18 protein-coding genes and 2 pseudogenes are annotated in these 22729 nt (G+C 34.7%); 3 read left to right on the top strand and 17 right to left on the bottom strand.

The features are described 5' to 3' along the window. Nucleotide 1: 1 nt before the first annotated feature. The 13 genes and pseudogenes from V7S76_RS11405 to V7S76_RS11345 all read right to left on the bottom strand — a co-directional run bounded on the left by V7S76_RS11405 (nt 2) and on the right by V7S76_RS11345 (nt 13158). A complete protein-coding gene (locus V7S76_RS11405; RefSeq protein ID WP_459510234.1) occupies nt 2-1030 on the bottom strand; it encodes a polysaccharide biosynthesis protein in 1029 nt (342 codons plus the stop codon). Then, a complete protein-coding gene (locus V7S76_RS11400) occupies nt 1020-2045 on the bottom strand; it encodes a glycosyltransferase (RefSeq protein ID WP_459510233.1) in 1026 nt (341 codons plus the stop codon). Before V7S76_RS11400 ends, V7S76_RS11405 begins: the two co-directional genes overlap by 11 nt. A 2-nt stretch (nt 2046-2047) precedes the next feature. Further along, nucleotides 2048-3265, bottom strand: coding sequence for a glycosyltransferase family 4 protein (locus tag V7S76_RS11395; protein WP_459510232.1), 1218 nt, complete (start codon nt 3263-3265; stop codon nt 2048-2050). 100 nt (nt 3266-3365) lie between these two features. Further along, nucleotides 3366-4559 (bottom strand): O-antigen ligase family protein, encoded by a 1194-nt coding sequence (locus V7S76_RS11390; protein ID WP_459510231.1) that lies wholly within the window; start codon nt 4557-4559, stop codon nt 3366-3368. Then, nucleotides 4546-5808 carry a glycosyltransferase family 4 protein gene (locus V7S76_RS11385; protein ID WP_459510230.1) on the bottom strand — a complete coding sequence of 421 codons (1263 nt, stop codon included), beginning with the start codon at nt 5806-5808 and terminating at the stop codon, nt 4546-4548. Before V7S76_RS11385 ends, V7S76_RS11390 begins: the two co-directional genes overlap by 14 nt. 5 nt (nt 5809-5813) lie before the next feature. Beyond that, complete coding sequence (locus tag V7S76_RS11380; protein ID WP_459510229.1) at nt 5814-6917, bottom strand: glycosyltransferase family 4 protein; 1104 nt, start codon at nt 6915-6917, stop codon at nt 5814-5816. Beyond that, on the bottom strand, nt 6910-8340 hold the full coding sequence (locus tag V7S76_RS11375) for a lipopolysaccharide biosynthesis protein (RefSeq protein WP_459510228.1): 1431 nt from the start codon (nt 8338-8340) through the stop codon (nt 6910-6912). Before V7S76_RS11375 ends, V7S76_RS11380 begins: the two co-directional genes overlap by 8 nt. Before the next feature lie 136 nt (nt 8341-8476). Further along, a complete protein-coding gene (locus V7S76_RS11370) occupies nt 8477-9208 on the bottom strand; it encodes an FkbM family methyltransferase (protein ID WP_459510227.1) in 732 nt (243 codons plus the stop codon). Between the two features lie 106 nt (nt 9209-9314). After that, nucleotides 9315-10571 (bottom strand): annotated as a pseudogene (locus V7S76_RS11365) (nucleotide sugar dehydrogenase). Between the two features lie 127 nt (nt 10572-10698). Next, nucleotides 10699-11667, bottom strand: coding sequence for a hypothetical protein (locus tag V7S76_RS11360; RefSeq protein WP_459510226.1), 969 nt, complete (start codon nt 11665-11667; stop codon nt 10699-10701). Nucleotides 11668-11706: 39 nt separating this feature from the next. Then, nucleotides 11707-12165, bottom strand: a pseudogene (locus V7S76_RS11355) (TylF/MycF/NovP-related O-methyltransferase); the annotation flags it as partial. 48 nt (nt 12166-12213) lie between these two features. After that, complete coding sequence (locus V7S76_RS11350) at nt 12214-12405, bottom strand: hypothetical protein (protein ID WP_459510225.1); 192 nt, start codon at nt 12403-12405, stop codon at nt 12214-12216. Nucleotides 12406-12627: 222 nt separating this feature from the next. Continuing rightward, entirely contained in the window at nt 12628-13158 is a 531-nt protein-coding gene (locus tag V7S76_RS11345) for an ArsR family transcriptional regulator (RefSeq protein WP_459510224.1), read from the bottom strand. Between the two features lie 300 nt (nt 13159-13458). Between V7S76_RS11345 and V7S76_RS11340 the strand changes: the two genes are divergently transcribed. Both V7S76_RS11340 and V7S76_RS11335 read left to right on the top strand, forming a co-directional pair. Then, on the top strand, nt 13459-14775 hold the full coding sequence (locus V7S76_RS11340) for a Gfo/Idh/MocA family protein (protein WP_459510223.1): 1317 nt from the start codon (nt 13459-13461) through the stop codon (nt 14773-14775). Between the two features lie 10 nt (nt 14776-14785). Further along, nucleotides 14786-15628, top strand: coding sequence for a sugar phosphate isomerase/epimerase family protein (locus tag V7S76_RS11335; protein WP_459510222.1), 843 nt, complete (start codon nt 14786-14788; stop codon nt 15626-15628). 161 nt (nt 15629-15789) lie between these two features. On the opposite strand, the gene V7S76_RS11330 is transcribed toward V7S76_RS11335, so the two are convergent. The 4 genes from V7S76_RS11330 to V7S76_RS11315 form a co-directional block, all read right to left on the bottom strand. After that, nucleotides 15790-17004 (bottom strand): ATP-binding protein, encoded by a 1215-nt coding sequence (locus V7S76_RS11330; protein WP_459510221.1) that lies wholly within the window; start codon nt 17002-17004, stop codon nt 15790-15792. Between the two features lie 282 nt (nt 17005-17286). Continuing rightward, nucleotides 17287-18723, bottom strand: a complete 1437-nt coding sequence (locus V7S76_RS11325; RefSeq protein WP_459510220.1) for a c-type cytochrome domain-containing protein — start codon at nt 18721-18723, stop codon at nt 17287-17289. 80 nt (nt 18724-18803) lie between these two features. Then, on the bottom strand, nt 18804-19871 hold the full coding sequence (locus V7S76_RS11320; protein WP_459510219.1) for an NHL repeat-containing protein: 1068 nt from the start codon (nt 19869-19871) through the stop codon (nt 18804-18806). A 335-nt stretch (nt 19872-20206) separates the two neighbouring features. Next, nucleotides 20207-21577: an MFS transporter gene (locus V7S76_RS11315; RefSeq protein ID WP_459510218.1), complete on the bottom strand. Its 1371-nt coding sequence runs from the start codon at nt 21575-21577 to the stop codon at nt 20207-20209. A 104-nt stretch (nt 21578-21681) separates the two neighbouring features. Between V7S76_RS11315 and V7S76_RS11310 the strand changes: the two genes are divergently transcribed. After that, nucleotides 21682-22539: a bile acid:sodium symporter family protein gene (locus tag V7S76_RS11310; RefSeq protein WP_459510217.1), complete on the top strand. Its 858-nt coding sequence runs from the start codon at nt 21682-21684 to the stop codon at nt 22537-22539. Nucleotides 22540-22729: the final 190 nt, after the last annotated feature.

The raw sequence follows: 22729 nt of genomic DNA, 5'->3' as shown, positions 1-22729 counted from the left end.
ATTATACCAACAACTCTTTGACGTCTTCACCAAATACCTCTTTTTTGATATAAGGCAAATTAGATAGCAAAGCAATCATTTTTTCTGCATCCAATTGTTCGGTGTTGGATGAATGATAATCTTCTATCTGAGCCATTTGGGTAGCCCCTTCCGAAAAATATTGGTTGTAATTCAAATCTCGGTTGTCGGCAGGAATACGATAAAAATCTCCCATATCTTCTGCTTTTAACATTTCTTCTCTCGTACAAAGTGTTTCATACACTTTTTCACCATGCCTAGTTCCAATGATTTGGATAGGATTGTCTGCTTGGCAAATTGTCAGCAAGGCTTTGGCTAAGTCACTAATTGTCCCAGCGGGAGCTTTATTGACAAACAAATCACCCGCATTTCCATGCTCAAAGGCAAATAATACCAGCTCCACCGCATCCTTTAATGACATCAAAAAACGCGTCATGTTGGGATCTGTAATAGTTAATGCTTGACCAGATTTAATTTGATTGACAAACAAAGGAATAACAGATCCTCTGGAAGCCATCACATTTCCATAACGAGTTAAACAAACAGTTGTGTCCCCAGCATTCCGAGAAGCCGCCACCGCCACTTTTTCCATCAACGCTTTGGATATACCCATGGCATTAATGGGATAAGCCGCCTTATCAGTACTTAAACATATCACTTTTTTCACTTGATGTTTGATAGCAGAATCAATCACATTCTGCGTACCAAATACATTGGTTTTTGTGGCTTCCAAAGGAAAAAATTCACAAGAAGGCACTTGTTTCAATGCCGCTGCATGAAATACAAAATCCACTCCTTGCATAGCTTTATCCACACTAGCAATGTCCCTAACATCTCCAATATAAAATTTCAGTTTCTCATTTTTCAAGGAGATCCGCATATCATCCTGCTTCTTCTCATCTCTACTAAAAATACGAATCTCTTTGAAATGATCCGTATCCAAAAATCGATTTAAAACGGCGTTTCCGAAAGAGCCTGTTCCGCCGGTTATAAGGAGTATTTTATTTTTCATTATTAACTTGTTTCATTAAATCAATTAATTCTTCAACTTTGTTATATATTTTTTTTGTCGTCAATTTACCCTTTTTTTGTATTGCCATATCTAGAGCAAGGCTAATACTTTCGCTAGAAAAAGGGTCAAATAAATAACTTGGATTACAAACTTCATGCGTATAAGGCAAGTCAGCCGCAATCACTTGACATCCGCAATTAATAGCCTCTAGAAGCCCCAAGCCGAAGCTTTCCTCTAAAGAAGGGTAAACCAAATATTCTGCTTTATAATAATGTTTAAACAACTCATCCCTGTCACTAACATATCCTAAATTTAAAATTGGATATCCTTTTTCTTTTAGATTATCAATTTTTTCTAAAAGCTGGGTATAATACTTTTCATCAAGCGTAATAATCAATTTTCCTAATTTAAATTTATCATAAAAATCACAAAATGCATGTATCAATCGAATATGATTTTTATGAGGAGAACCGCTGCTCACATACAAGAATGTATTTGCCTCTCTTAATAAATTAAATTTGTCTGTATTATCTTCATAAATTGGTAACACTAATGTTCGAGAACTTGAAAGTTTGAATTTATCCATCAAACTCGACTTGATCAAATTCGTTTGAACTAAAAAATAATCAGAATTTTTTAGCAAAAATTTAAAGATGTTTTTTTTTAAAAAAAATCTTAGTTTATTAAAATTATCCAAATATAATGCCCCATTTAAATACATAGATTGATGAAAATAGGTATAAACAGGAATATTTAATCTTATAGAAGGAGCCAAATTCGCAAAACATAAAACTGCAGAAAATTTATTTTGATTTTTCAGATAAAATAAATGTCTACTAATTATTGAAGAATCTACATATATTTTTCTTTCGTTAGGAATAAAATCATAATTAACCCTTGAATCAAATAAATAATAAACATTTAAATTTTCTGATTCAAATTTAGAAATCACATAGTCTAACAAGATTTTGCCACCTCCATTATTCGTAATAAACATACTGTCTAGTAAAATCATAATCAATTATTAAATAATTTCGACAAATTCTCTAAAACCTTTGAGGTTTGGTTAATTGCCGTTTTGTTATTAAAAATAAATTTTCTTGCCGAAGAACCCTTTTGAATCAACTCATTTTTGGGAGAATTGGATAAATTGAAAATTGCCTCGTGTAAATCTTCTATCGCATCTCCCTCGATTACATAACAATAATCAAAATATACGGCAGGCACACCTGGCAATCTATACATCAATGTTGCGGTACCCGATGCAAAATACTCCATTGTTTTAGAAGGAAAAGAATACTTTGTGAATTCCTCATTACCTTTCCTAGGATTAATTAATAAATCAGCATTCGCTTGTAACTCACGTACTTCACTTACTTCTAAATTGCCTAAATAAATAATTCTATCGTCAACATTTGAGGCACTTTCTACGACATTAGAATTAGTACCTGATCCACATATCACTAATTTCACCTTTTCTTTTTTCAACAATGAAAATGCCTCTAGTAATTCAACTATTCCACTTCTATTATCCAAAGATCCTGTATATAATATTGTAAAAAAATCATTTGAATTAGTTGATTTCTCTACCGGCTTTTGATTATCATCATATAATCCCTCAATAACAACATATGGCTTATTCAGTTTATTCAACTTTTGATTCATCATCTCAGTTAAAAAAACAAATCCATCAACAGATTTCAATAGTTTATTCACCCGATTATTTTCAAATAGCCGAATATACAATCGATATAAATAAGTTGAATCAGAAGGGAATTCAGGTAGATCAGGAACAATTAAACATATCTTAACTGATTTATGTTTTTTTTGAATTTCAATGGCAGCCTTTAAATAAACCCAATTGAGCGAATATATAATGATGGTAGAATTGGGTTCGCTTTTGACCAACTTATTAAGTTGCTTAAACAAATTGACATATTTTGCAAAATTTTTAATGATGGGTAAATTGATAAAACCAACACATATCCCATTTTTTTCATTTAAAAATTCAAAATATCGAGCTTTGAAAAATAATTTTTTATAGAAAAAAGGATAATATCCTATAAATGGAGCTGTTATTAAAAATAAGTTGTTTTTCAAATGAAATTCCAATCCTTTTATGAAAGCCAATTGGAAATTATTGGCGGCAACTTGAATAATATTTTTTGAATTGTCTATTATTTCCCGTTCTAATTCTCTTGGAAAAAATCCTCCCAAAAATATCACTTTATTCATACTTGTATGGTTGATTAAAAATCATCAACTATTTTAATTTTTGAAATAAATAATTCTTTCTTTCCAGTTGAAAAATAGAATCTACTATAGAAATTGAGGTTTAAACTATGGCGCGTCCGAATGTCTTTTTTTGTTTTATCATTAAACCAGCTATGAAGCAATGAACTAAAAAAAACAAGTACATACCGTCTAAGATAGGCTCAACCATAAATACCACTGAAATAGATACCCAAAATACGATGAAATAATCTCGAAGAAAACTAGGCAATTTGAAGTAAATGGATTTCAAAAAAAATAAGGTTAATAAAAATGAAAAAATGACCAAGATTAAAAACGGTATTAACCCGCCCACTCTAGCTACGTCTAACCATAAATTATGAGCATAGCCGTATCTCGCTAATGGCCATCCAAAAGGGTCAGTGAAAAGAGAGCCAATACTCCCTGTCCAACGGCCTATTCTTCCTCCAGCAGTTGCAAACCCATTTTCATCAGAATCCATTCTGTCTGAGAAAAAAAATAAAATTTCTTCGTTATTGGAAATGAATTGAGAAATCAGTCCTATGGAGAAAATCAAACCAACAACGATGATCAAACGATTTATTTGCTTGTAATACTTGAAATTCTTTAAAATAATGACCCCTACACAAACAAAACTAATGAATAATTGCGTGCGACTTCCCAGACGTAGAACGCAAGCCAAAGAAATTAAAAAATGGATAAATATCCCAAATGAAATAAACTTCTCAATCTTACTTTTTCTATAGGAAAATATAAGAGCAAAAGAAGCCATACTAAAGGTAAAATATGATCCTAAACCTGTGGCTGAAACTACTAAATCCTCATTCCATATTAAGTTCATATTTCTTGATCCCACCAAAAAAGAATTATCTGAAATTTGCTTTAGTATTGAAATAATAGGGATAATAGAAAATGATAGAGAAATTATAAAGAGAAGAAATACAAATGCTGAAGGGGAATAATTTTTTGATGTTAGGACTTTTGCCGCCGCATATACAATAACAGGCGAAACCAAATTAAACATAGAGGTAATTAGGCTGGTTTGGTCTGCTTCCTGTGAATTAAAATACCCCATGAACTCAAAAAACAAACTAAATATTCCTAGCAAAATCATGTAAATATCAACAGATTGCAAACTTTTTTTCAAGTTTAAAATCAAATAAATACTCATTAATACAATAATTCTGTACCCATAAAAATAGGGATTGATTAAAGCGGCAATAATAACAAACAAAAGGAAAAATTCCTTTTTAATAAAATCCTTAATTTCCTTCATTCCATATTTGGGAATAAATTTTCATCATATTTTGCAAATTTTCAGACCGATTGTGCCTGAAGGAAGCAATTTCAATCCCACCCTCGGATAATTTCGATGAAAGAGCTTGATCATTAAATATTCTACGTATACAATCTGCCAACATTTCTACTTCTTCAAAACGATACAAAAGTCCACTTTCCCCATCTTTTATCATATCAGGTACACCACCACTATAAGATGCTATTGTTGGCACCCCTAACAATTGCGCTTCACCTACAGAATTTGGACTATTTTCTATAGATGATGGACATATAAATACATTGGCATTTTGGTAGGCTTTTACCATATTATCTGTATCTAAAATTCCTAAGAATGACAAATGATTTTCCAACCCATGTTGTCTAACTAATTTGCCAATGTATTTCCCATAACCCGTGAACTTAATTTTTTCTAAGAAGCTTTTTCGTTGAATAATATTTGATCCTGCAACATTTATTTTGATCAGTGGAAACTCCTCCTTTAATAAAGCAATAGCTTTTATGACTTGATGAAGACCTTTTATTGGGTAACTGGCTTGGCTCAAAAAAATAGAATATCTGAAGCAACTTGAATTTGACCACTTTTCTGCCTGATAAAATGGAACTCGTAGGGACTCATTGCAAAAATGATAATGAACTAATGGATTCAAAGTTTTAACATGCACGGCATCCCAATTGGTTCGACCTATGACATGTTTGGATTTGCGTATTAATTCTTTTTCTATCTGCCCCTTTTTTTCAAATAACTTGCGACCTTGGAAGATGGATGCATTCCTAACAATATCGTAAAAACTAATATTGAATAGTATTTCTAAATTAGACAAACCCGATTTATAATACTTTTCATAAACACTGACTAAACCTTGAATAGAGACAACAAATTTTGCTTCAGGAAAAACAGAGGTAAATACATAACCATGCGGATATTCTGATCCATGAAGATGTACCAAATCAGGCCTAAAGTGATGGTATACTTTTTTCCACATTTCTTCTAATTCTGGCGAATTTGGCTTGTTAATATGGTTGGGAATTAAATAATAATCAACTTGATCTATAGTCATGGATCGAAATTCCTTACCATGATAAATAGAAGCCACAGCTATTTCAATTTGGCTATTTTGCAAATCTTGAAACAAACTAAACATCCAACCACCAAAACTAGGTATAGGAATACCCAATTCTTTGGAAGGAGCGGGAAAAATCAAATTTGTTATCCAAAGTACTTTCATTTCAATTATAATACCTTTTTCAGGACGGAAAGTTGATAATTAGGATTATAATATTGATCAATTTTAGCATAAGCCCTGTCTCGAACTGCTTCTCTTCGTCCCTTTTCAAGTCCTAACCATTTTTCCATTTTAAGTGCCAAATCTATAGCGTCGTTTTCAATAAAAAAATCACCCGTTTCCCCTTCTTCGATTACTTCAAATTCTGGCATTTGAAATTTAAAATTGTTATGTGTAATACATGGAGTACCATAGGATAATGAATGGACAGAGGTTAAGCCTATATTTCCAGGAGAAACACAAACATCGGAATTGTAAATTAAATCACCCAATATATTTTCGTCGTAACAAGGGCCATATTCCCAAAGGCATGCTTCTAAATTTACTCCTGCAGAAAAATCCAACCTAAAATCTTCCATTTTTTCACCTAAAAGGACCAAATTACAAAATACATTGCGTGTATGTAATAAGTTCATGGCCTCTAAAATTAAATCAATTTTTTTGACTCTTTGCAATCTCCCAACATAGATAATGACTGGAAAATTGTTCCCAAAATGTGAAGAATAAACATCGGACTCATTCAATTTAGAACGAACCTTTAATTGAAGCTCATGGTGCAAGGAATTATAAATAACCTCTAATTTCTCTACCTTAAATCCTTCTGAAATCATCAACTTTTTACCATAATTGCCATACAATAAGATTTTATTTGACAAATAATAAAGTGGATAGTTTATTAATTTCCCCGTGAAAGTTAAAGGTTGTTGCATTCCATGGGTCCAAATTATGACTTTTTTATTGAGTAATCTGGCAAAAATGGCAATCAGCCAATTAGATAAAATACTGGAATCACCGGTCAATAGGAATGTTTTATATGATGGTTTAAAAACCAGTTTTAAGACATTTTTTTGCCAGATAAAAAATGTATTTCCCAAATAACAATTTTCAATCTCTTGTTTAAAGCCTTTTAGTTCGCCATAATTTAATTTTTTAATAGGCGTAGATGATTTATCCCCAAAATAAAAATCACAATCTAGTTCCTTCCCCATTAATTCATAAATGGAGGACCGATAATGAGGTGCAAAATTGAAAATACAACAAATTTTACTCACTCCACCTTTCATTTTTCGATTGAGAAATAAAATCCAAGGCCTTATCTTTTAGGAGATACAACTCTGGTATTTTCAAGTAGTGAACAGCAGGAAAATAAATCAACATCCCAACAATCAAACTAACAATAATCTTTAAATAATTATTTTCGATATAAAATATTGCGGCAAAGATCGATAAAGCCATCAGAATGGAAGCAAATAAAATGGGCAAACAATCTCTGATTTGCTTCAAAGGGCCATAACTTAAAAATTTACCTGGGTAATAGGTGTTAATAAAAAAATGTACCATAGTTGAAAGAACCTCAGCAATAGCTACCGCAATGATACCATGTCGAATCGCAATTAAGATAAAAAGTACCCGAACTGTTAATTTAACGTATTGCTGTTTTAAAATTAAGTCACTTCTTCCAATGGAATAAATCAAATTAACGTTCACTCCTGATATCAAAGTAATCAATCGCGCAAAACAAAATAATTGAAGAATCGGGACAGCCTCCAACCATTTTTCTGTCAACAATGTTACCACAATGGGTTTTGCTAATAGGGCCAAACCGAAAAAAAATGGCATGGTAATCAAGGAAACTGACTTTATCGTCGATTTTGTCAAAAAAATTAATCGACTTTTTTCTGTTTGAATGGAAGAAAAGGAAGGGAATAATACACCATCAATTACGGAACTAAACGTTCCATACAAGATATCTACAAACTGAGTACCGCGGGTATAAAAACCCAAATTTTTGGTACTAAAATATTTGGCAATGTATAAATTCGAAACGTTATTAATGAAAATATTTAATACTGCTCCTATCAAAATTTTAGACCCGTACCCAAACATAGATTTTAATGAAAGTAAAGAAAATTCCAACAAAGGTTTCCATCGGACATAATACCACATCAACATCAATAATGAAACAGATTTGATAATGGTTTGAAACACTAGCGCCCACACTCCATATCCTTCATAAGCGAAATAAACTCCACAAGCACCACTCAATGTAATGGATATTAAATTGACTTTCGTTATCGTTTTAAATTCAAATTTCAGCGACAATAAGGTTTGTGGAATTGAAAAAAAAGCATTGATAGGCATGATGATTGCTAGCACCCGTATCAAATTGACGATTTCGACATTTTGATAAAATTCGGCTATAAGAGGAGCAGCGAAATAGATGATTCCATAGAGTAAAACTCCAACCCCTAAATTAAAATAGAAAATGGAAGAAATGTCTACTTGGGTTCTGTCTTGCTTTTGAACCAATGCTTTTGAATACCCAAAATCAACAAACACTTGCAAGAATGCAATGATAACCAATAATATTCCCATTAATCCATATTCGGAAGGAGATAATATCCTAGCCAAAACCACACCAAATGAAAATTGAACCGCCTGAGATAAGACTCTTTCAAGCATGCTCCAAATCATTCCATGAAAAATTTTATGGGTTAAACTCAAAACAATATAAAATTATGTAAGGACTTACGCCATTTCTATTCTAAAAGTGGGCAAGCATTTAATATAACCGATGCTGTTTAAACAGCTAAGGATAGTTCTACTAGACTCAAAGGTCCAATATTGGACCCCTAATTAATTTTATGGCATCTTTTTTAAAAAAGGATATTTCTTCAAACGAGTCAGAAATTGCAAATATTTCATAACCATTACGTTTGAATGAACTGATAGCTTGCTTAGATTTCAGATTCCCATTTTCGAAAAATCTATCATGAAACTCTATCAGTATTTGAGTAATCGAAATTTTCGCGTTTAAAATATTTTCAATTACGTCGTATTCAGAACCTTCGATATCCATTTTTAAAACATCAATATGAGAATGCCCCATCTCAGTCATAATCTCTTCTAAACACTTCATTTCGACACTGACTTTTTTCATTGTGTCAACATTTTTTTGAGAGATGACACTACCTGATACGTATTCAGGGTTAATAGGAAGATAAAAATCAACGTTACCACTTTTATCACTAATTCCAAATTCATAAAAATGAAATTCCTTCGGCAAATTCTGACCTTTAATCCAACTTATTGATTTTGGAGTTGGGTCAAAACCAAAGACTTGACAATTATGATTTTGAATTACAGCCTTATCAAATGATATATCTTCTCCTATACCAAAAGAGTAAACAATAGAGTTTTGATCAAGTAAATCAGGACAAATGTAAAATCCCCCATATGTGTTACCATACCAAGTGTGATTCAATTTTACATTCTTTTTTATGTGATGAAATTTTCTGATTAATTTTAAAACTAAAGGTCTAATTTTTGATACTAGTGACATAATGATTTTGGTTTATTTAACTTATAAAGATAATTAATAATTACTTTATCTTAACAAATACCTATAACCCTCTGTGTTATTATAACAATGCATTAACACTAGGTTTTTATAATCTAGCATCAACCAGTTCCCTATCCAACACCGATTTGATATCATAAATCACCGCTTCTCGGGTGTTTTTCAACTGATCAAAGTTTAACTTTAAAAATTCATCATGATATACATCTAAAATGATGCTATCATAACGCTCCAACGCGGGGGCCATGACTATACCATATTCATGAAAAACTTCTTCTGCATTTACATGGGGATCATAGACATCTACTTCTAATCCAAATTGGTTTAACTCGGTGTAAATATCCACTACCTTGGAATTACGGATATCTGGACAATTTTCCTTGAAGATAACGCCTAATATCAATGCTTTAGCACCTTTAATGGGCAATCCTTTATTGATCATCAACTTAAATACTTTATTGGCAACAAACATCCCCATGTTATCATTGACCCTTCTTCCAGATAAAATTACTTGAGGGTGATAGCCCAAACTTTCAGCTTTGTGTGCCAAATAATAGGGATCTACCCCAATGCAATGGCCACCTACTAAACCTGGCTTATATTTCAAAAAATTCCATTTGGTCCCAGCCGCTTCCAACACATCTTGGGTATCTATTCCAATACGGTCAAAAATCAAAGCCAACTCATTTACAAAAGAAATATTCACATCTCTTTAGGCATTTTCAATGGCTTTACTCGCCTCCGCCACTTTCATATTGGGAGCATTGTGTGTACCCGCCGTAATAATGCTCGTATATAAATTATCCACCTCTGTGGCAATTTCGGGAGTAGAGCCTGAAGTTACCTTTTTGATTTTCGTTAAAGTATTCACCTTATCTCCCGGATTAATTCGCTCTGGTGAATAACCACAAATGAAGTCGATATTAAAACGCAATCCGCTTTACTTTTCCAAAACTGGCACACATTCTTCCTCTGTACAACCCGGATAAACCGTCGATTCATATATAACGATATCTCCCTTTTTCAGTACTTTGCCCAAAATGGCCGATGCCTTTTTTAAGGGGATTAAATCAGGAGCTTTGAATTGATCGATGGGAGTAGGAACGGTATCAACATAAATCTGGCAAGCTTGAATATCTTGCAATTGATTCGTGAAAGTTAAATGGGTAGAAGATTTTATTTCAGCTTCATTGGATTCCAAGGTACGATCTATGCTAAGGCTTAACTGCTGAATCCTTTCTTGATTAATATCAAAACCAACTGTCGGATATTTCTTTCCAAATTCCACGGCCAATGGTAAACCTACATATCCAAGACCAATAATGGCCAGTCTTTTTTGTTCCATTTTTTAAATTAAATCTTGCTAAACTAAGTAAATTATACCTCTAATCGGACTAAAAATAGATGGTATTAAGCAAATTTAAAAACCAATAAAACCCGCTCCACCGGTAATTAAAATGTTCATCATCTAGTTAAAATCTTTCGTTTTTAGAAAAGAAAAGGTAGTAAGCATTCAAGCAATATTCAATCCATTTCGATTGATAGTGAACCCATTGTCCATTGTATAATTGCGGGGTTCCTCCAGAATGGCTTTTTGATTGGTAAATATGATCTAATTCAGCATTGGAAGGAGTAATTGTACCATAATCAAAAAATGAGACTCCTTTATTTTTCAAATAATCCATGATACTATCAATAATAAAATAGGCCGCTCCTACACTTCTAGATTCATCGCTGTTGGCGGCATATACATCATAAGCTAAATCAGCATGTACGTAAATAATACGACCGGAAACAGGCACCTGCTCTTCGTTATACACAAAAAAAAGCTTATAACTATTGGATTGAAAAAGTTTTATCAAGGAGGAAGATGAAATGGTATAAGGTAATTTTTTATTCACTTTCAAGTCTTGGAACAATTCACAAAATATGTCTAATTCATGATTGGTCGGTTTTTCAACAACACAAAACGACAATTTTGCCTGAGTCGCTAAACGAATGTTTCGATTCCAAGTTTTGTCTTTTTGATTAAAATGGTTGGCGGAAATGACCAAGGTTAATGGACTTAGAATCTTAATCATTGGTCTTAAAAAACCCGCTCTACGAATTCCAATTTCAAAGTCAATATTATAAAAAGAATAATTATTGATTTTAACAAAATTAAACCCCAACCGATAGATCTCTGAATAAAACTTTCTAATTTGATGCGAGCTCACATTGTTATTCATAGACTCGCCCGCAATAATTAAGTAATCTCCTAATAAAATGTTTTTATGTACAACTCCCCAACATCCCAGCTGCGGATATCCAATATCATCTAGTACAAAAACACACTGCGATTCTTTCAAATTTCGACTATCTAACCATGCTTCAGTTTGATTAAATGATACGTTGTCTATTCTTGCTTGTGCCTTAAAAAATTCTTGTCGTGTTGTAATCAAAATTTAATCAAAAAATCAGTAAACAAAAGATTGAAAATATCACACAATCTTTACTGCCACCTGCTCATCTAAGCGATTATAGGTCAAATAGGTATATTTCAGTTGACTTTCTTCTATAAACTCCTTAAATGCTTTGAATTCATCATTTTCCCAACCTGGAAAATTAAAGTATTCATCAAAGACATTCACGGTACCGGGTAATATTCTGCCCTTTAAATAGTGAAAAATGGTTTTTGTCGAACTATACAAATCGCAATCGATATGCAAATAAGCGACAGGTGCATCCCCAATTTTTTGAAGAAATTCGGGCAATGTTTGATCAAAATATCCTTTGACTAAAACGACATTTTGCTCCACCTTAGGTAAAGTATCCATGGCAAAAATACCTTTGTCAAAACCATCGCGCCAAAATTCAGGTAAGCCTTCAAAGGAATCAAATCCATAAACTATTTCGGAAGTACGCTTGGCAATATAATTCACCGTTTGCCCTTGATATACTCCAAATTCAAGAAAAAGACCGTTTAAACTTACTTCGGATAATGCATATTAATGTACGTTCCATTTTGAATCCTTTGAAACAACATCAGATATGTATTCTTCCACATAATCAACGGTGGTTTTTAAAGCTCTAACTTGTCGTTGAAATTGAATATTTTTAGCAAAGCGTTTTTCTATCCCTTTAGACAAGATATCAAATAATTGATTGGCAATTGAAAGGAATGTTTTTCTTAACATCATTTACGCTTTTCAAAAATTGCTTTAAAACTCAACTTGCCATTTTGTCTGAACTATGATTTTTCTGATTAAATGATTACAGTGATTTAAAAGTAAATAGTATGATTAAAAACAAAGAGTTATAATCATACAATCATATAAATCATAAAAATCATAGTTCAGACAATGGATGATGATTTATTTGATTTTCCCTCTTCCCGTTTTCTCTCTTCTCTTTTCTCTTTTCTAAAGCAGCTGCATTTTCTTATCCACGTCATCCAACATACCCAAAGAATATTCCAGAGGACTAATCAATGCCACACGGATTTTCTTTTGAATAAGAGGTTCTATTTTTTCTATCAATTGGTACAAATAGCTTTTATCAACATCACCCACCAAAACCAAATCTACAAAGGACGTATTTTTGCCTTCTGCCAAATCGCCAGTCAGGTAAACCTTTTCTAAGTCACCTACTTTATTCAGAATGTTTTCTATGATTTGATCCAAACCCACAAATTGAAGAATAATGCCTCTCAAAGATTGAAAGAGCGGGTGGGATTGGTTGATGGAATAATTCTTCACTTTGGAATTGTCCGGATCCTCGCTGGATTCTATCAATTTCAAATCGGACAATTTATTCAGCTCTAAGCGTACCGTATTGGAACTAACACCTAAATCCCGCTCCAAGCCACGCAAATAAACCTTGCTGGCAGGATTTAATAACAACTTGGTTAAAAGTTGTATGCGTATTTTACCGGTAAAGAGTTGTTCTAACATTAGGAGAGAGAGGAGAGAAAAGAGAAGAGAGAAAAGTGATGAGAGAAAACTCTTTTACCTTTTACCTATTACCTCTTACCTTTCTACGGCTTCGCCACTCTGACTCACAATAATAATTGAGCAGAGTGATACAATATTGAGTAGTAAATATACAAGATTTAACAGAATTTATGATTATTTGATTTGTCATTATATGTGAAAATGGGTGAATACAAATGAGCTTCATCTGAAAAAAATACCCTAAATTTCATTTTATTATGAAAAAATTGCAATTTGTCGGAATAGAATTATATAACCAATATGATCCAACGCAGAACATTTATCCAAAAATCCATTTTAGGTTCTACTGCTCTATTTACAAGCCCTCTATTATCCTTCCGTGGTTCTCCCAACGAAAAAGTTCTGATTGGTATCATGGGAACCAACAGTCGTGGAGCCTTTTTATCCAAATCCTTTTCCAAACTTCCCAACGTCGAAGTGGCTTTTGTTTGTGATCCTGATGCACAAGTTTTAGCCAAAACCATCGCAGATATTGAGAAGCAAACGGGAAAAAAACCGAAAGGTTACAGTGATATTCGGAAAATGTTGGAAGAAAAAGACATGGATGGATTAGCCATTTCCGCCCCGGATCATTGGCATACGCCAGCTGCGATCATGGGTTTACAAGCTGGTAAGAATGTTTATGTAGAAAAACCTTGTAGCCACAATCCTAGAGAAGGTGAACTGTTGGTAGAAGCTACTCAGAAATACCAAAAACTGGTTCAAATGGGAAGTCAACGACGTACCTTTGACAATGTACAAGACATGATTCAAAAATTGCATTCGGGAATCATCGGAAGAGTGTATTTCGCAAGAGCCTGGTACGTCAATAATCGTAAATCCATCGGAAAAGGACAAACCATTGCGCCACCTTCACATTTGAATTTTGATTTATGGCAAGGCCCTGCTCCAAGGAGAGAATTCAAAGATAATTTAGTGCATTATAATTGGCATTGGCGATGGCATTGGGGAACCGGAGAAGCGTTGAACAATGGAACACACGAATTAGATGTGGTTCGCTGGGGTTTAGGAGTAGATTATCCAAGTCAGGTCGTTTCCGCAGGTGGACGTTTCCATTTTCAAGATGATTGGGAAACACCAGATACCCAAACCATCACAATCAATTTTCCAAACAATACAGCTTGTACTTGGGAAGGTAGAAGTTGCAATGGCCATAATTCCGAAGGAAGCGGCAGAGGTGTGATTTTTTATGGAGAAAAAGGCACTGTGGAATATGGTGGAGCCAATGGATATCAAGTCTTTGATGCCGATAATAAATTAATTCTTGAGGTAAAAGACAACACGCCATTTGACCCTAAGAACGCTGTTAGCCCAACCGAATTACTGGATGGTTTACATTTGAAAAACTTCTGCGAAGCCATTCGCGGTAAAGAGAAAATCAATGCTCCCATTCTGGAAGGACATAAATCAACATTATTGCCACAACTGGGTAATATTGCTTATCGCGTAGGTCGAGTTCTAAAATGCAACCCTCAAAATGGACATATTTTAAACGACCCAGAGGCGATGGCATTGTGGTCAAGAGAGTATGCCAAAGGCTGGGAAATTAAACTATAAGTTATAACACATGAAAAAAGGACTACTTACCCTATTCATCCTAGGTTTTTTGACAAATATAATCTTTGCACAAAATTCAGGAAGTAAAATGCTAAAAGAAACACCTGGTGTCGTCTCATTTACTTTTAGAAAAGAATTTGCCAAAGATATGCCTGGTACATTGGATCTTATACAATCCATGGGCATCAAGAATATCGAATTTTCTAATTTGTTCGGAAAAACGGCCAAAGAAATTCGAGGCATGTTGGATGAACGAGGAATGGTTTGTACGAGTTATGGAGTCACTTACGATGCCCTAAGTAATAAAATGAACACGGTTATCGAAGATGCAAAAATACTCGGTGCACAATTTGTCCGAGTAGGCATGATACCGCACAAGTCTCCCTTTAACTTGGAAGCAGCTCAAAAGGCAGTGAATGATTTCAATAGCTTTGGAAAAACACTGAGACAAAATGGATTGGAATTTTGTTACCACAACCATGGATATGAATTTTTACCCTATGAAAATGGCACCTATTTTGACTACCTCGTTCAACAAACTGATCCCAAGTACGTATCCTATGAAATAGACATTTTATGGGTCCATCATTTTGGACAATCGCCAGCAGAATTACTCAAAAAATACTCGAAAAGATTCCGTCTGATGCATGTTAAAGATTTAAAAAAGGGGGTTTCCATTGGAATCGGTGTCGCCACCTCATCTGAAAACGATGTAGCCTTGGGGACAGGCCAATTAAATATCCCTGAAATACTTCAGTTAGCTAAAAAAAGTAAAATCAAATATTATTACTTGGAAGATGAAAGTTCTAATGCCCAAAAACAAGTTCCGGAGGGGTTGAGATTTTTGAAATAGGTAATAGGTCAGAGGTAATAGGTAAAAGGTAATAGGTAATAGGTAATAGGTAATAGGTAATAGGTAAAAGGTAAAAGGTAATAGGTATAACTTCTACATTCTTAATTCTACATTCTTAATTTCCTTTGGCTGAGCAGAAGCCAAAAGCGGAATGATTTCGTTTAGTAGTCTTCCGATAATAAAAAATCATGCACCTGAAAATGCTTTACGCCTTGTAGATCCTCTTTCCAAAAATCATCCATGGTAACCACATATTTGGGATATTGATCTGAAATTGCTAACAAAGGATTAAATTCTCGGTTCACTGTTGCATCACTATCAAGCTTATATGCTACTTGAACATAGATACGTTTTCCTTGTTTTTCGGCCATAAAATCTATTTCTCTTGTGTCTAACTTTCCAATGTAAACCTGATAATTTCTTCTTTTAAGTTCTAAAAACACTATATTTTCTAAAATGCCAGCTATCTGACGATCTCTGTACCCCATTGTTGCATACAAGAGGGACACATCACTTACAAAAAACTTCTCTTGTGTTTTGAGAATTTCTTTGCCCTTGATGTCGAAACGCGATACACGATACAAAATAAACGCACCTACTAATGCCGTCAAATAATTGTAAATGGTATTGACATCCGTTTTTCGGGATTGACTTTTAAAATAGTCTGCTATATTTTTCCCCGAAAATGTATTACCAATATTATCAAACGCAAAACGTAAAACGCGTTCAAGTAATTCGATATCTCTAATCTTGTAGCGCTGTATGGTATCGCGTAACAGGACGGATGCATAAATGTCTCTAATTACTTTGTAGGTAGCATCTTCATCATAATTGGCAATATGCACCACTGGAAATCCTCCTTTACGCAGATAGCTTACAAAATGGTCTTTTGTCGATAATATTGATTTTTGAACGACAGAATTAAAATCTAAATACTCCTTAAAAGACAAGGTATAAATGGGAATTTCGATATATCTCCCAGCTAAGTAAGTTGCCAATTCAGACGACAACAGATGTGAATTAGAACCCGTTAGATATATATCTACATCATAATCTACTAATAAAGAATTGACAACTTTTTCCCACTCATGTACCTCTTGAATTTCATCCAGCAATACATAAAACTTTTGTCCTTTAGTAATTATCGATGCTAAATGCGTATATAAGGATGTGGCATTTTTCAAGTGTTCTGTTGTAAAACTTTCAAAATTAATTGTAATAATATTCTTTTCCAGTATCCTTTTTTGTAACAATACTTCTTTTAATAACAATAACACAGTGGATTTACCGGACCTACGAATACCAGTTAAAATTTTAACAAGCGGTTGATCTATCCACTGTTGTAATTCTTTCAAATAGGAGGGTCGCAAAATCATTTTTATGTTTTAAAGCACAAATATATTATAATTTAAAGAGTTTTTACGTACATATCCATAAAAATTATTAATTCAGAATACTTCAACCGCGATGGTTGAGCACGGTTACTGAGCCTGTCGAAGTATCGAAGCCAAAAGCGGCGTTGATGTGTAATAGGTAATAGGTAAGAGGTAAGAGGTAAGAGGTAAATTTTACATTCTACATTCTTTAAAACACGAAGACACAAATAAAAAACTGTGTCTTAGTGTTAAAACATAGAACACAAAGACACAAAGACTTCTCTATTTAAGACTATCTTGCACAATCGGAAACACCACTTTCGTGCCGTTGTCGATGTGTAAATTGGGGCGGAGTTTTTTCAATCGAGCTACGCCAGCGTCTGTGACTTTGCTTTGCCAAACATATAAATTACGCAAGGTTTTTAGCTTGGCTAGTTGCAGAATTCCAGCATCCGTAACGGCAGTTCCATACACATTCAAGGTTTCTAAATGGGCTGCGTTTTGCAAGGCATCCAAACTTTTATCTGTAATTTTGGTATGCCCCAATTGCAAATTGATTAATCTGGGATAAGCTGCCAAGTCGGACACAAAGGCATCTGTAACTTGGGTATTGGTCAATTTTAAGGTGATCAATTGTTCTTTGATGGAATTGATTTCTTTCAAATCATTTTCACTTATTTTCTTGGCATTGATTGCATTGACCTCTAAAAAAGCTTGGTCTTTAAAAACAGGTAAAACCAATAATTTTAGCTGTAACAAAGTTTGAATATCCGACTCGTCGGCCACATCTATTTCTTCCTTCAAAACTGGTGAAATATAAGGCCCTCCTTCACTCGTTCCAGCACTGTATTTAGCCAAAATACTTTTCACTTTGGCGTCGGAAGTCAATGTTTTCACCTTCTTTTTGAAATCGGCGCCACCTTGTATCCACCAATGCAAAATAGCAATTTCATCTTCAGTCATGCCCGTTTTCCCTTTTGGCGGCATGTGGTGTTCATCGCTTTCTTCCAACAATAAACGCTTGATCATTTCACTTTTTGCAGGATCTCCCGCTTGTACAATTGCGCCATTTTCACCGCCTTTCAGTAAAAAATCGGGACTATCCATTCTTAGTTTACCTTTTTGCTTTTCCGCATTGTGGCAAGACCAACATTTTTGTTTCAACATGGGTTGAACCAAATCTTGGTACACCAAAGCTTCATTGATATTGGCAATTTTAACGACAGCGTTCTTCCCTTCGGTGGAACTTTGCTTTTCAGGCAATCCGAACCATTCTCTAAAAGGGGATGGTAAATTCTGAGTTAAATAATCAGAACCGTGGGTTAAATTTCCTCCCAAATGTCCTGTAAGCGTAAGCAAGAGTAATGCAAGTGTTAATGTAGGAGTAAACAACTTCCGCATATTGGCATCTTTGGACCAATATTGAGAAGTATAAGCCAAGAGAAATGAAATAACGGCAACTGATATCCCTAAATATTGATGAAAAAGCAAGGTTTCCTCATCGTATTCCCCTGATTGCGAAAGCGCAAAACCCATTGCGCAAGAGAATGTTGCGGTAATCCCAGCCCAAAAGAAAAAAGGAGCAAAGGACTTTTGTTTCGCCTCTACATCCTCCGTTTTAGAGAAAAAATACATCAATCCCACCAACACCAGCATTCCAATAGGCAAGTGAACCAACACTGGGTGAAAGTGGCCGAAAAATAGAAACCAAGTAGACATAAAAATGATGAATTATGAATGATGAATTATGAGTTGAATTATCAGTATTCATAATTCATAACTCATAATTCATCATTCAATTAAATTCTCTCCAATTTAATCGGATAAGTCTTTTGACTAGCCCATTGAGCTACATATAAGTTGTGATCGGAATCTGCGTAAACGTCATGAGGATGGATGAACACTTTATTTTCATCATCCTTGTATTGCCTTTGTAATACACCGTTCTTGTATATTGGCTCCGAACCACCTAAAGTAGAAACCGCTTTCATGTCCTTATCTAAAATTTGAACATAACCTGAACCAGCCCAACCTGCGTCGGTGCTGCGGTAACATGCTGCAACGATGTTTTCACCGTGCAAAACTGGGCGACAAATAAAAGAACCAGGATAATGATAGCGAGTGATGAATTTACCATCCAACGTATATCGTTTTAAACTGTTATTCATTCGGTCAGTCACCAACAATGTCCAATTATTTGCATCGCGGGTATCCACTAAGACACCATGACAGCAATTGAATTTATCGTCTGCATATTCAGAGGTTTTTCCTCCAAAATGGCGGATATATCTTCCTTTGGAATCGTATTGAATCACATAATTGGCACCATACCCATCGGCAACATAGATATCACCATTTTTGGGATTCACTGCTGTTTCTGTTGGTACAAATTGATTCGGAGAATCGTAGACCCCTGTTTCTTTAGGGTATTCAATTTTAAAGATTTCTTTGCCTTTCAAGTCGGTTTTAATGACTTGATGGCGAGCATTGTCGCAAATTAATAAAAATTGTTCCCCACCTTCATTCAAAATGCTTAATCCATGAGCACCTGGATAAGTATGTCCCCAAGAATCCAATAATTTTCCAGATTTATCGTAAATCAAGATGTTGTTTTTGGTTTCATTGGTGGCCAAAAACAAACGTCCTTTGGCATCTTCTACCATTTCATGGCAATCGTTCACTGGATTTTTCCCAGCATCCAAAACACCCCAATTAGGGACCACTTTATATTTGAAATTATTATGTCCTAAGACAATTTCACCTGGTTTGGGGGCTATTTTTTTCATGGAATTATTCGGTAAAAGGCTTGCTCCCAATAAAATAGAGCTGGATTTAATAAAGTCTCGCCTTGGTAAATGCTCGTTCATAGTTTAGGTTTTTTTTGGAGAGAAGAGAGAGAAAAGAGAAAAGAGAAGAGAGAAAATTTTCTACCTTTTTCTTTATCTCTGTTAATATTTTCCCATTATATTATCATTCATCCATTTCAATTTCTTTTCTCCTATTCGTTTTTTATTTTTTTCTTAACAAATTACTTTTCTCTCTCCCCTCTTTTCTATCTTCTATTTTCTCTTTCCTCTTTTCTCTTTTCTATCTTCTCTTTTCTCTTTCCTCTTTTCTATCTTCTCTTTTCTCTTTCCTCTCTCCTCTTTTCTATCTTCTCTTTTCTCTTTCCTCTCTTCTCTCTCCTCTTTCCTCTTTTCCTTTAATCCATAATCGCTCTCCCCTTCGTTTCTGGAAGATAAATTACCCCCACGATAACCGTGATAGCAGCTAAGGTTATGGGATAAAAAATTCCGGAAAAATTGGAATGTGTAATAGCACCCAACCAAGTAGCTACAAATGGTGCACATCCTCCGAAAACGCCATTTGCGAAATGGTAGGGAATCGACAAGGAGGTATATCTAATTTTGGTAGGAAATAATTCCACTAAAAATGCGGCGATGGGACCATAGGCCATGGCTGCAAAAGTCACCAATAACATGCAAATAAAGGCCAATTGGCATTGACCATAGAAAGTCAAATGAACGGCGTCATTGATGAGTGTACCCTCTTGCTCAACAATAATTGACATCCAAGAAAACAAAGGATAATAAAAAATAGCGGCTAATGCCATTCCTCCCAACATAATAACCTTTCTACCCAAACGGTCTGACAATGCCCCAAAAACGACAAAAAGAGGTGTCCCAACAACCAATGAAACTGCAATGACCAGATTAGTCGTGGTAAAATCCACTTTCAATATTTTATTGATGAAAATTTGGGCATAAAATTGGCCAGTATGCCAAACAACCCCTTGTCCAACAATTGCTCCAAACATGGCAATCAACATCAAACGGCGATTGGCCTTGCTGGCAAAAGCTTCTCGAAGCGGATTTTCGGATAAACGCCCTTCGCTTTTCAATTTGGCAAACAATGGAGATTCATGCATATTTCGTCGGATGAAATAGGATACAATTACCAAAATACCCGAAAGAGCAAAGGGTACTCGCCAACCCCACTCCTTGAACTCTGCATCTCCAATTAATTTTTGACAAACCAATACCACAATAATGGAAACAAAAAAGCCCAAAGTAGCAGTTGTTTGAATATAAGCTGTGTATTTTCCACGGTGTTGATCTGGTGCATATTCTGCCACATACGTAGCTGCACCACCGTATTCACCACCCAAAGCCAAGCCTTGAATAATTCTCAACAATAGTAAGATAGCAGGAGCCACCAAGCCAATTTTGGAATAACTAGGTATAAAGGCAATGGCGAACGTTGATCCTCCCATTAAAAGCAGAGTTAATAAAAAGGTGTATTTTCGACCGATTCGATCACCTAATCGACCGAAAATGACTCCACCAAAAGGCCGTGCCACAAAACCAGCTCCAAAGGCAGCTAAAGTAGAAATAAAAGCGGCAGTCGGATCGTCTTTGGGGAAAAAAGACAAGGAAATAATGGCTGAAAGACTACCAAATATGTAAAAATCATACCATTCAATGACTGTCCCAACGGAAGAAGCCATGATCACTTGCCAAAGTTTTTTAACAGGAATCTTATTATTATCGAATTCAGGATTCGAAGTATTCATAGAAATATAGATTAAGCTTGAAATTAATAACAGGATTTAAAAAATCCTAATTTATATCAAAATTAGCTAAATTAGTAGAAATTTACCTCTAAATCTCTTACAAGATGCAATCAAGTTTACTATCAACCGTCATATTACCTATAGCACTTGCTGTTATCATGATGGGCTTGGGCTTATCATTGAAAGTCGAAGATTTCCAACGCATAGCCAAGTACCCCAAAGCAATGATTATTGGATTATTGTGCCAAATGATTTTATTACCTGCCATTTGTTTTTTAATTGCTAAGAGCATGCTCGCTAGCCCCGAATTGGCGGTGGGACTCATGTTAATCGCTGCGGCACCGGGAGGACCATCGGCGAATTTATATAGTCATATTGCCAAAGGTGATGTTGCCCTAAATGTATCACTAACAGCATTAAATAGTGTTTTGTCCATATTTTCCATTGCCATCATCACCAATTTTGCGATGAATCAATTTTTACAAACAGACCAAGTTGTACCCCTACAATTTGGGAAAGTAATGGAGGTTTGCATGATTGTCATTATCCCGATATCCATTGGAATGATTATCCGAAATAAAGCTACCCAATTGGCAGAACAATTAAGTAAACCGGTCAAAATTGGTTCAGCTATATTTTTAGCAACAGCGATTATTTTAACAGGTTTGCAAGAAAAAGACCATTTATTCAATGATTTCAAACAGGTAGGAATGGCAGCCTTCATTTTCAATCTTTTATGTTTAGGATTGGGCTATTACATCCCCCGCTTGTTCAATCTTTCTAAACCTCAAGCGATTGCGATTGGAATGGAAATTGGTATTCACAACGGAACCCTGGCTATTTTCATTGCCTTGACTGTCATTGGCAACAGCTCCATGGCTATCCCTGCCGTTATTTACAGTTTTATTATGTTCATTACCGCTGGGCTATTTGGCTGGCTGGTGAACTCAAAGAGGAATTAATTTATGTGAGGAAAGAAGAAAACTAGAAGAGAGTTGAGATGCTTCGACAGGCTCAGCAACCAAAGAAGAGCAAAAATCGTTGGCTGAGGCTCTCGAAGCCAAAAACAGAAAAGAGTCATTACCTAATTTTATCAAACAACTGAATTTTTAAACCATTAAATTGCAGGGGGTAAGGGGCCCCATTCCCCAT

It is taken from the genome of Aquirufa sp. ROCK2-A2 (assembly GCF_054558485.1).
The sequence above is the reverse complement of the archived record's forward strand: the minus strand, read 5'-3'. Positions and strand labels throughout refer to the sequence as shown.

What these genes read in the sequence shown, in the direction of transcription:
- V7S76_RS11405 (WP_459510234.1), bottom strand. Translation starts at nt 1,030, where the DNA reads ATGAAAAATAAAATACTCCTTATAACCGGCGGAACAGGCTCTTTCGGA.
- V7S76_RS11400 (WP_459510233.1), bottom strand. Translation starts at nt 2,045, where the DNA reads ATGATTTTACTAGACAGTATGTTTATTACGAATAATGGAGGTGGCAAA.
- V7S76_RS11395 (WP_459510232.1), bottom strand. Translation starts at nt 3,265, where the DNA reads ATGAATAAAGTGATATTTTTGGGAGGATTTTTTCCAAGAGAATTAGAA.
- V7S76_RS11390 (WP_459510231.1), bottom strand. Translation starts at nt 4,559, where the DNA reads ATGAAGGAAATTAAGGATTTTATTAAAAAGGAATTTTTCCTTTTGTTT.
- V7S76_RS11385 (WP_459510230.1), bottom strand. Translation starts at nt 5,808, where the DNA reads ATGAAAGTACTTTGGATAACAAATTTGATTTTTCCCGCTCCTTCCAAA.
- V7S76_RS11375 (WP_459510228.1), bottom strand. Translation starts at nt 8,340, where the DNA reads ATGATTTGGAGCATGCTTGAAAGAGTCTTATCTCAGGCGGTTCAATTT.
- V7S76_RS11370 (WP_459510227.1), bottom strand. Translation starts at nt 9,208, where the DNA reads ATGTCACTAGTATCAAAAATTAGACCTTTAGTTTTAAAATTAATCAGA.
- V7S76_RS11350 (WP_459510225.1), bottom strand. Translation starts at nt 12,405, where the DNA reads ATGATGTTAAGAAAAACATTCCTTTCAATTGCCAATCAATTATTTGAT.
- V7S76_RS11345 (WP_459510224.1), bottom strand. Translation starts at nt 13,158, where the DNA reads ATGTTAGAACAACTCTTTACCGGTAAAATACGCATACAACTTTTAACC.
- V7S76_RS11340 (WP_459510223.1), top strand. Translation starts at nt 13,459, where the DNA reads ATGATCCAACGCAGAACATTTATCCAAAAATCCATTTTAGGTTCTACT.
- V7S76_RS11335 (WP_459510222.1), top strand. Translation starts at nt 14,786, where the DNA reads ATGAAAAAAGGACTACTTACCCTATTCATCCTAGGTTTTTTGACAAAT.
- V7S76_RS11330 (WP_459510221.1), bottom strand. Translation starts at nt 17,004, where the DNA reads ATGATTTTGCGACCCTCCTATTTGAAAGAATTACAACAGTGGATAGAT.
- V7S76_RS11325 (WP_459510220.1), bottom strand. Translation starts at nt 18,723, where the DNA reads ATGTCTACTTGGTTTCTATTTTTCGGCCACTTTCACCCAGTGTTGGTT.
- V7S76_RS11320 (WP_459510219.1), bottom strand. Translation starts at nt 19,871, where the DNA reads ATGAACGAGCATTTACCAAGGCGAGACTTTATTAAATCCAGCTCTATT.
- V7S76_RS11315 (WP_459510218.1), bottom strand. Translation starts at nt 21,577, where the DNA reads ATGAATACTTCGAATCCTGAATTCGATAATAATAAGATTCCTGTTAAA.
- V7S76_RS11310 (WP_459510217.1), top strand. Translation starts at nt 21,682, where the DNA reads ATGCAATCAAGTTTACTATCAACCGTCATATTACCTATAGCACTTGCT.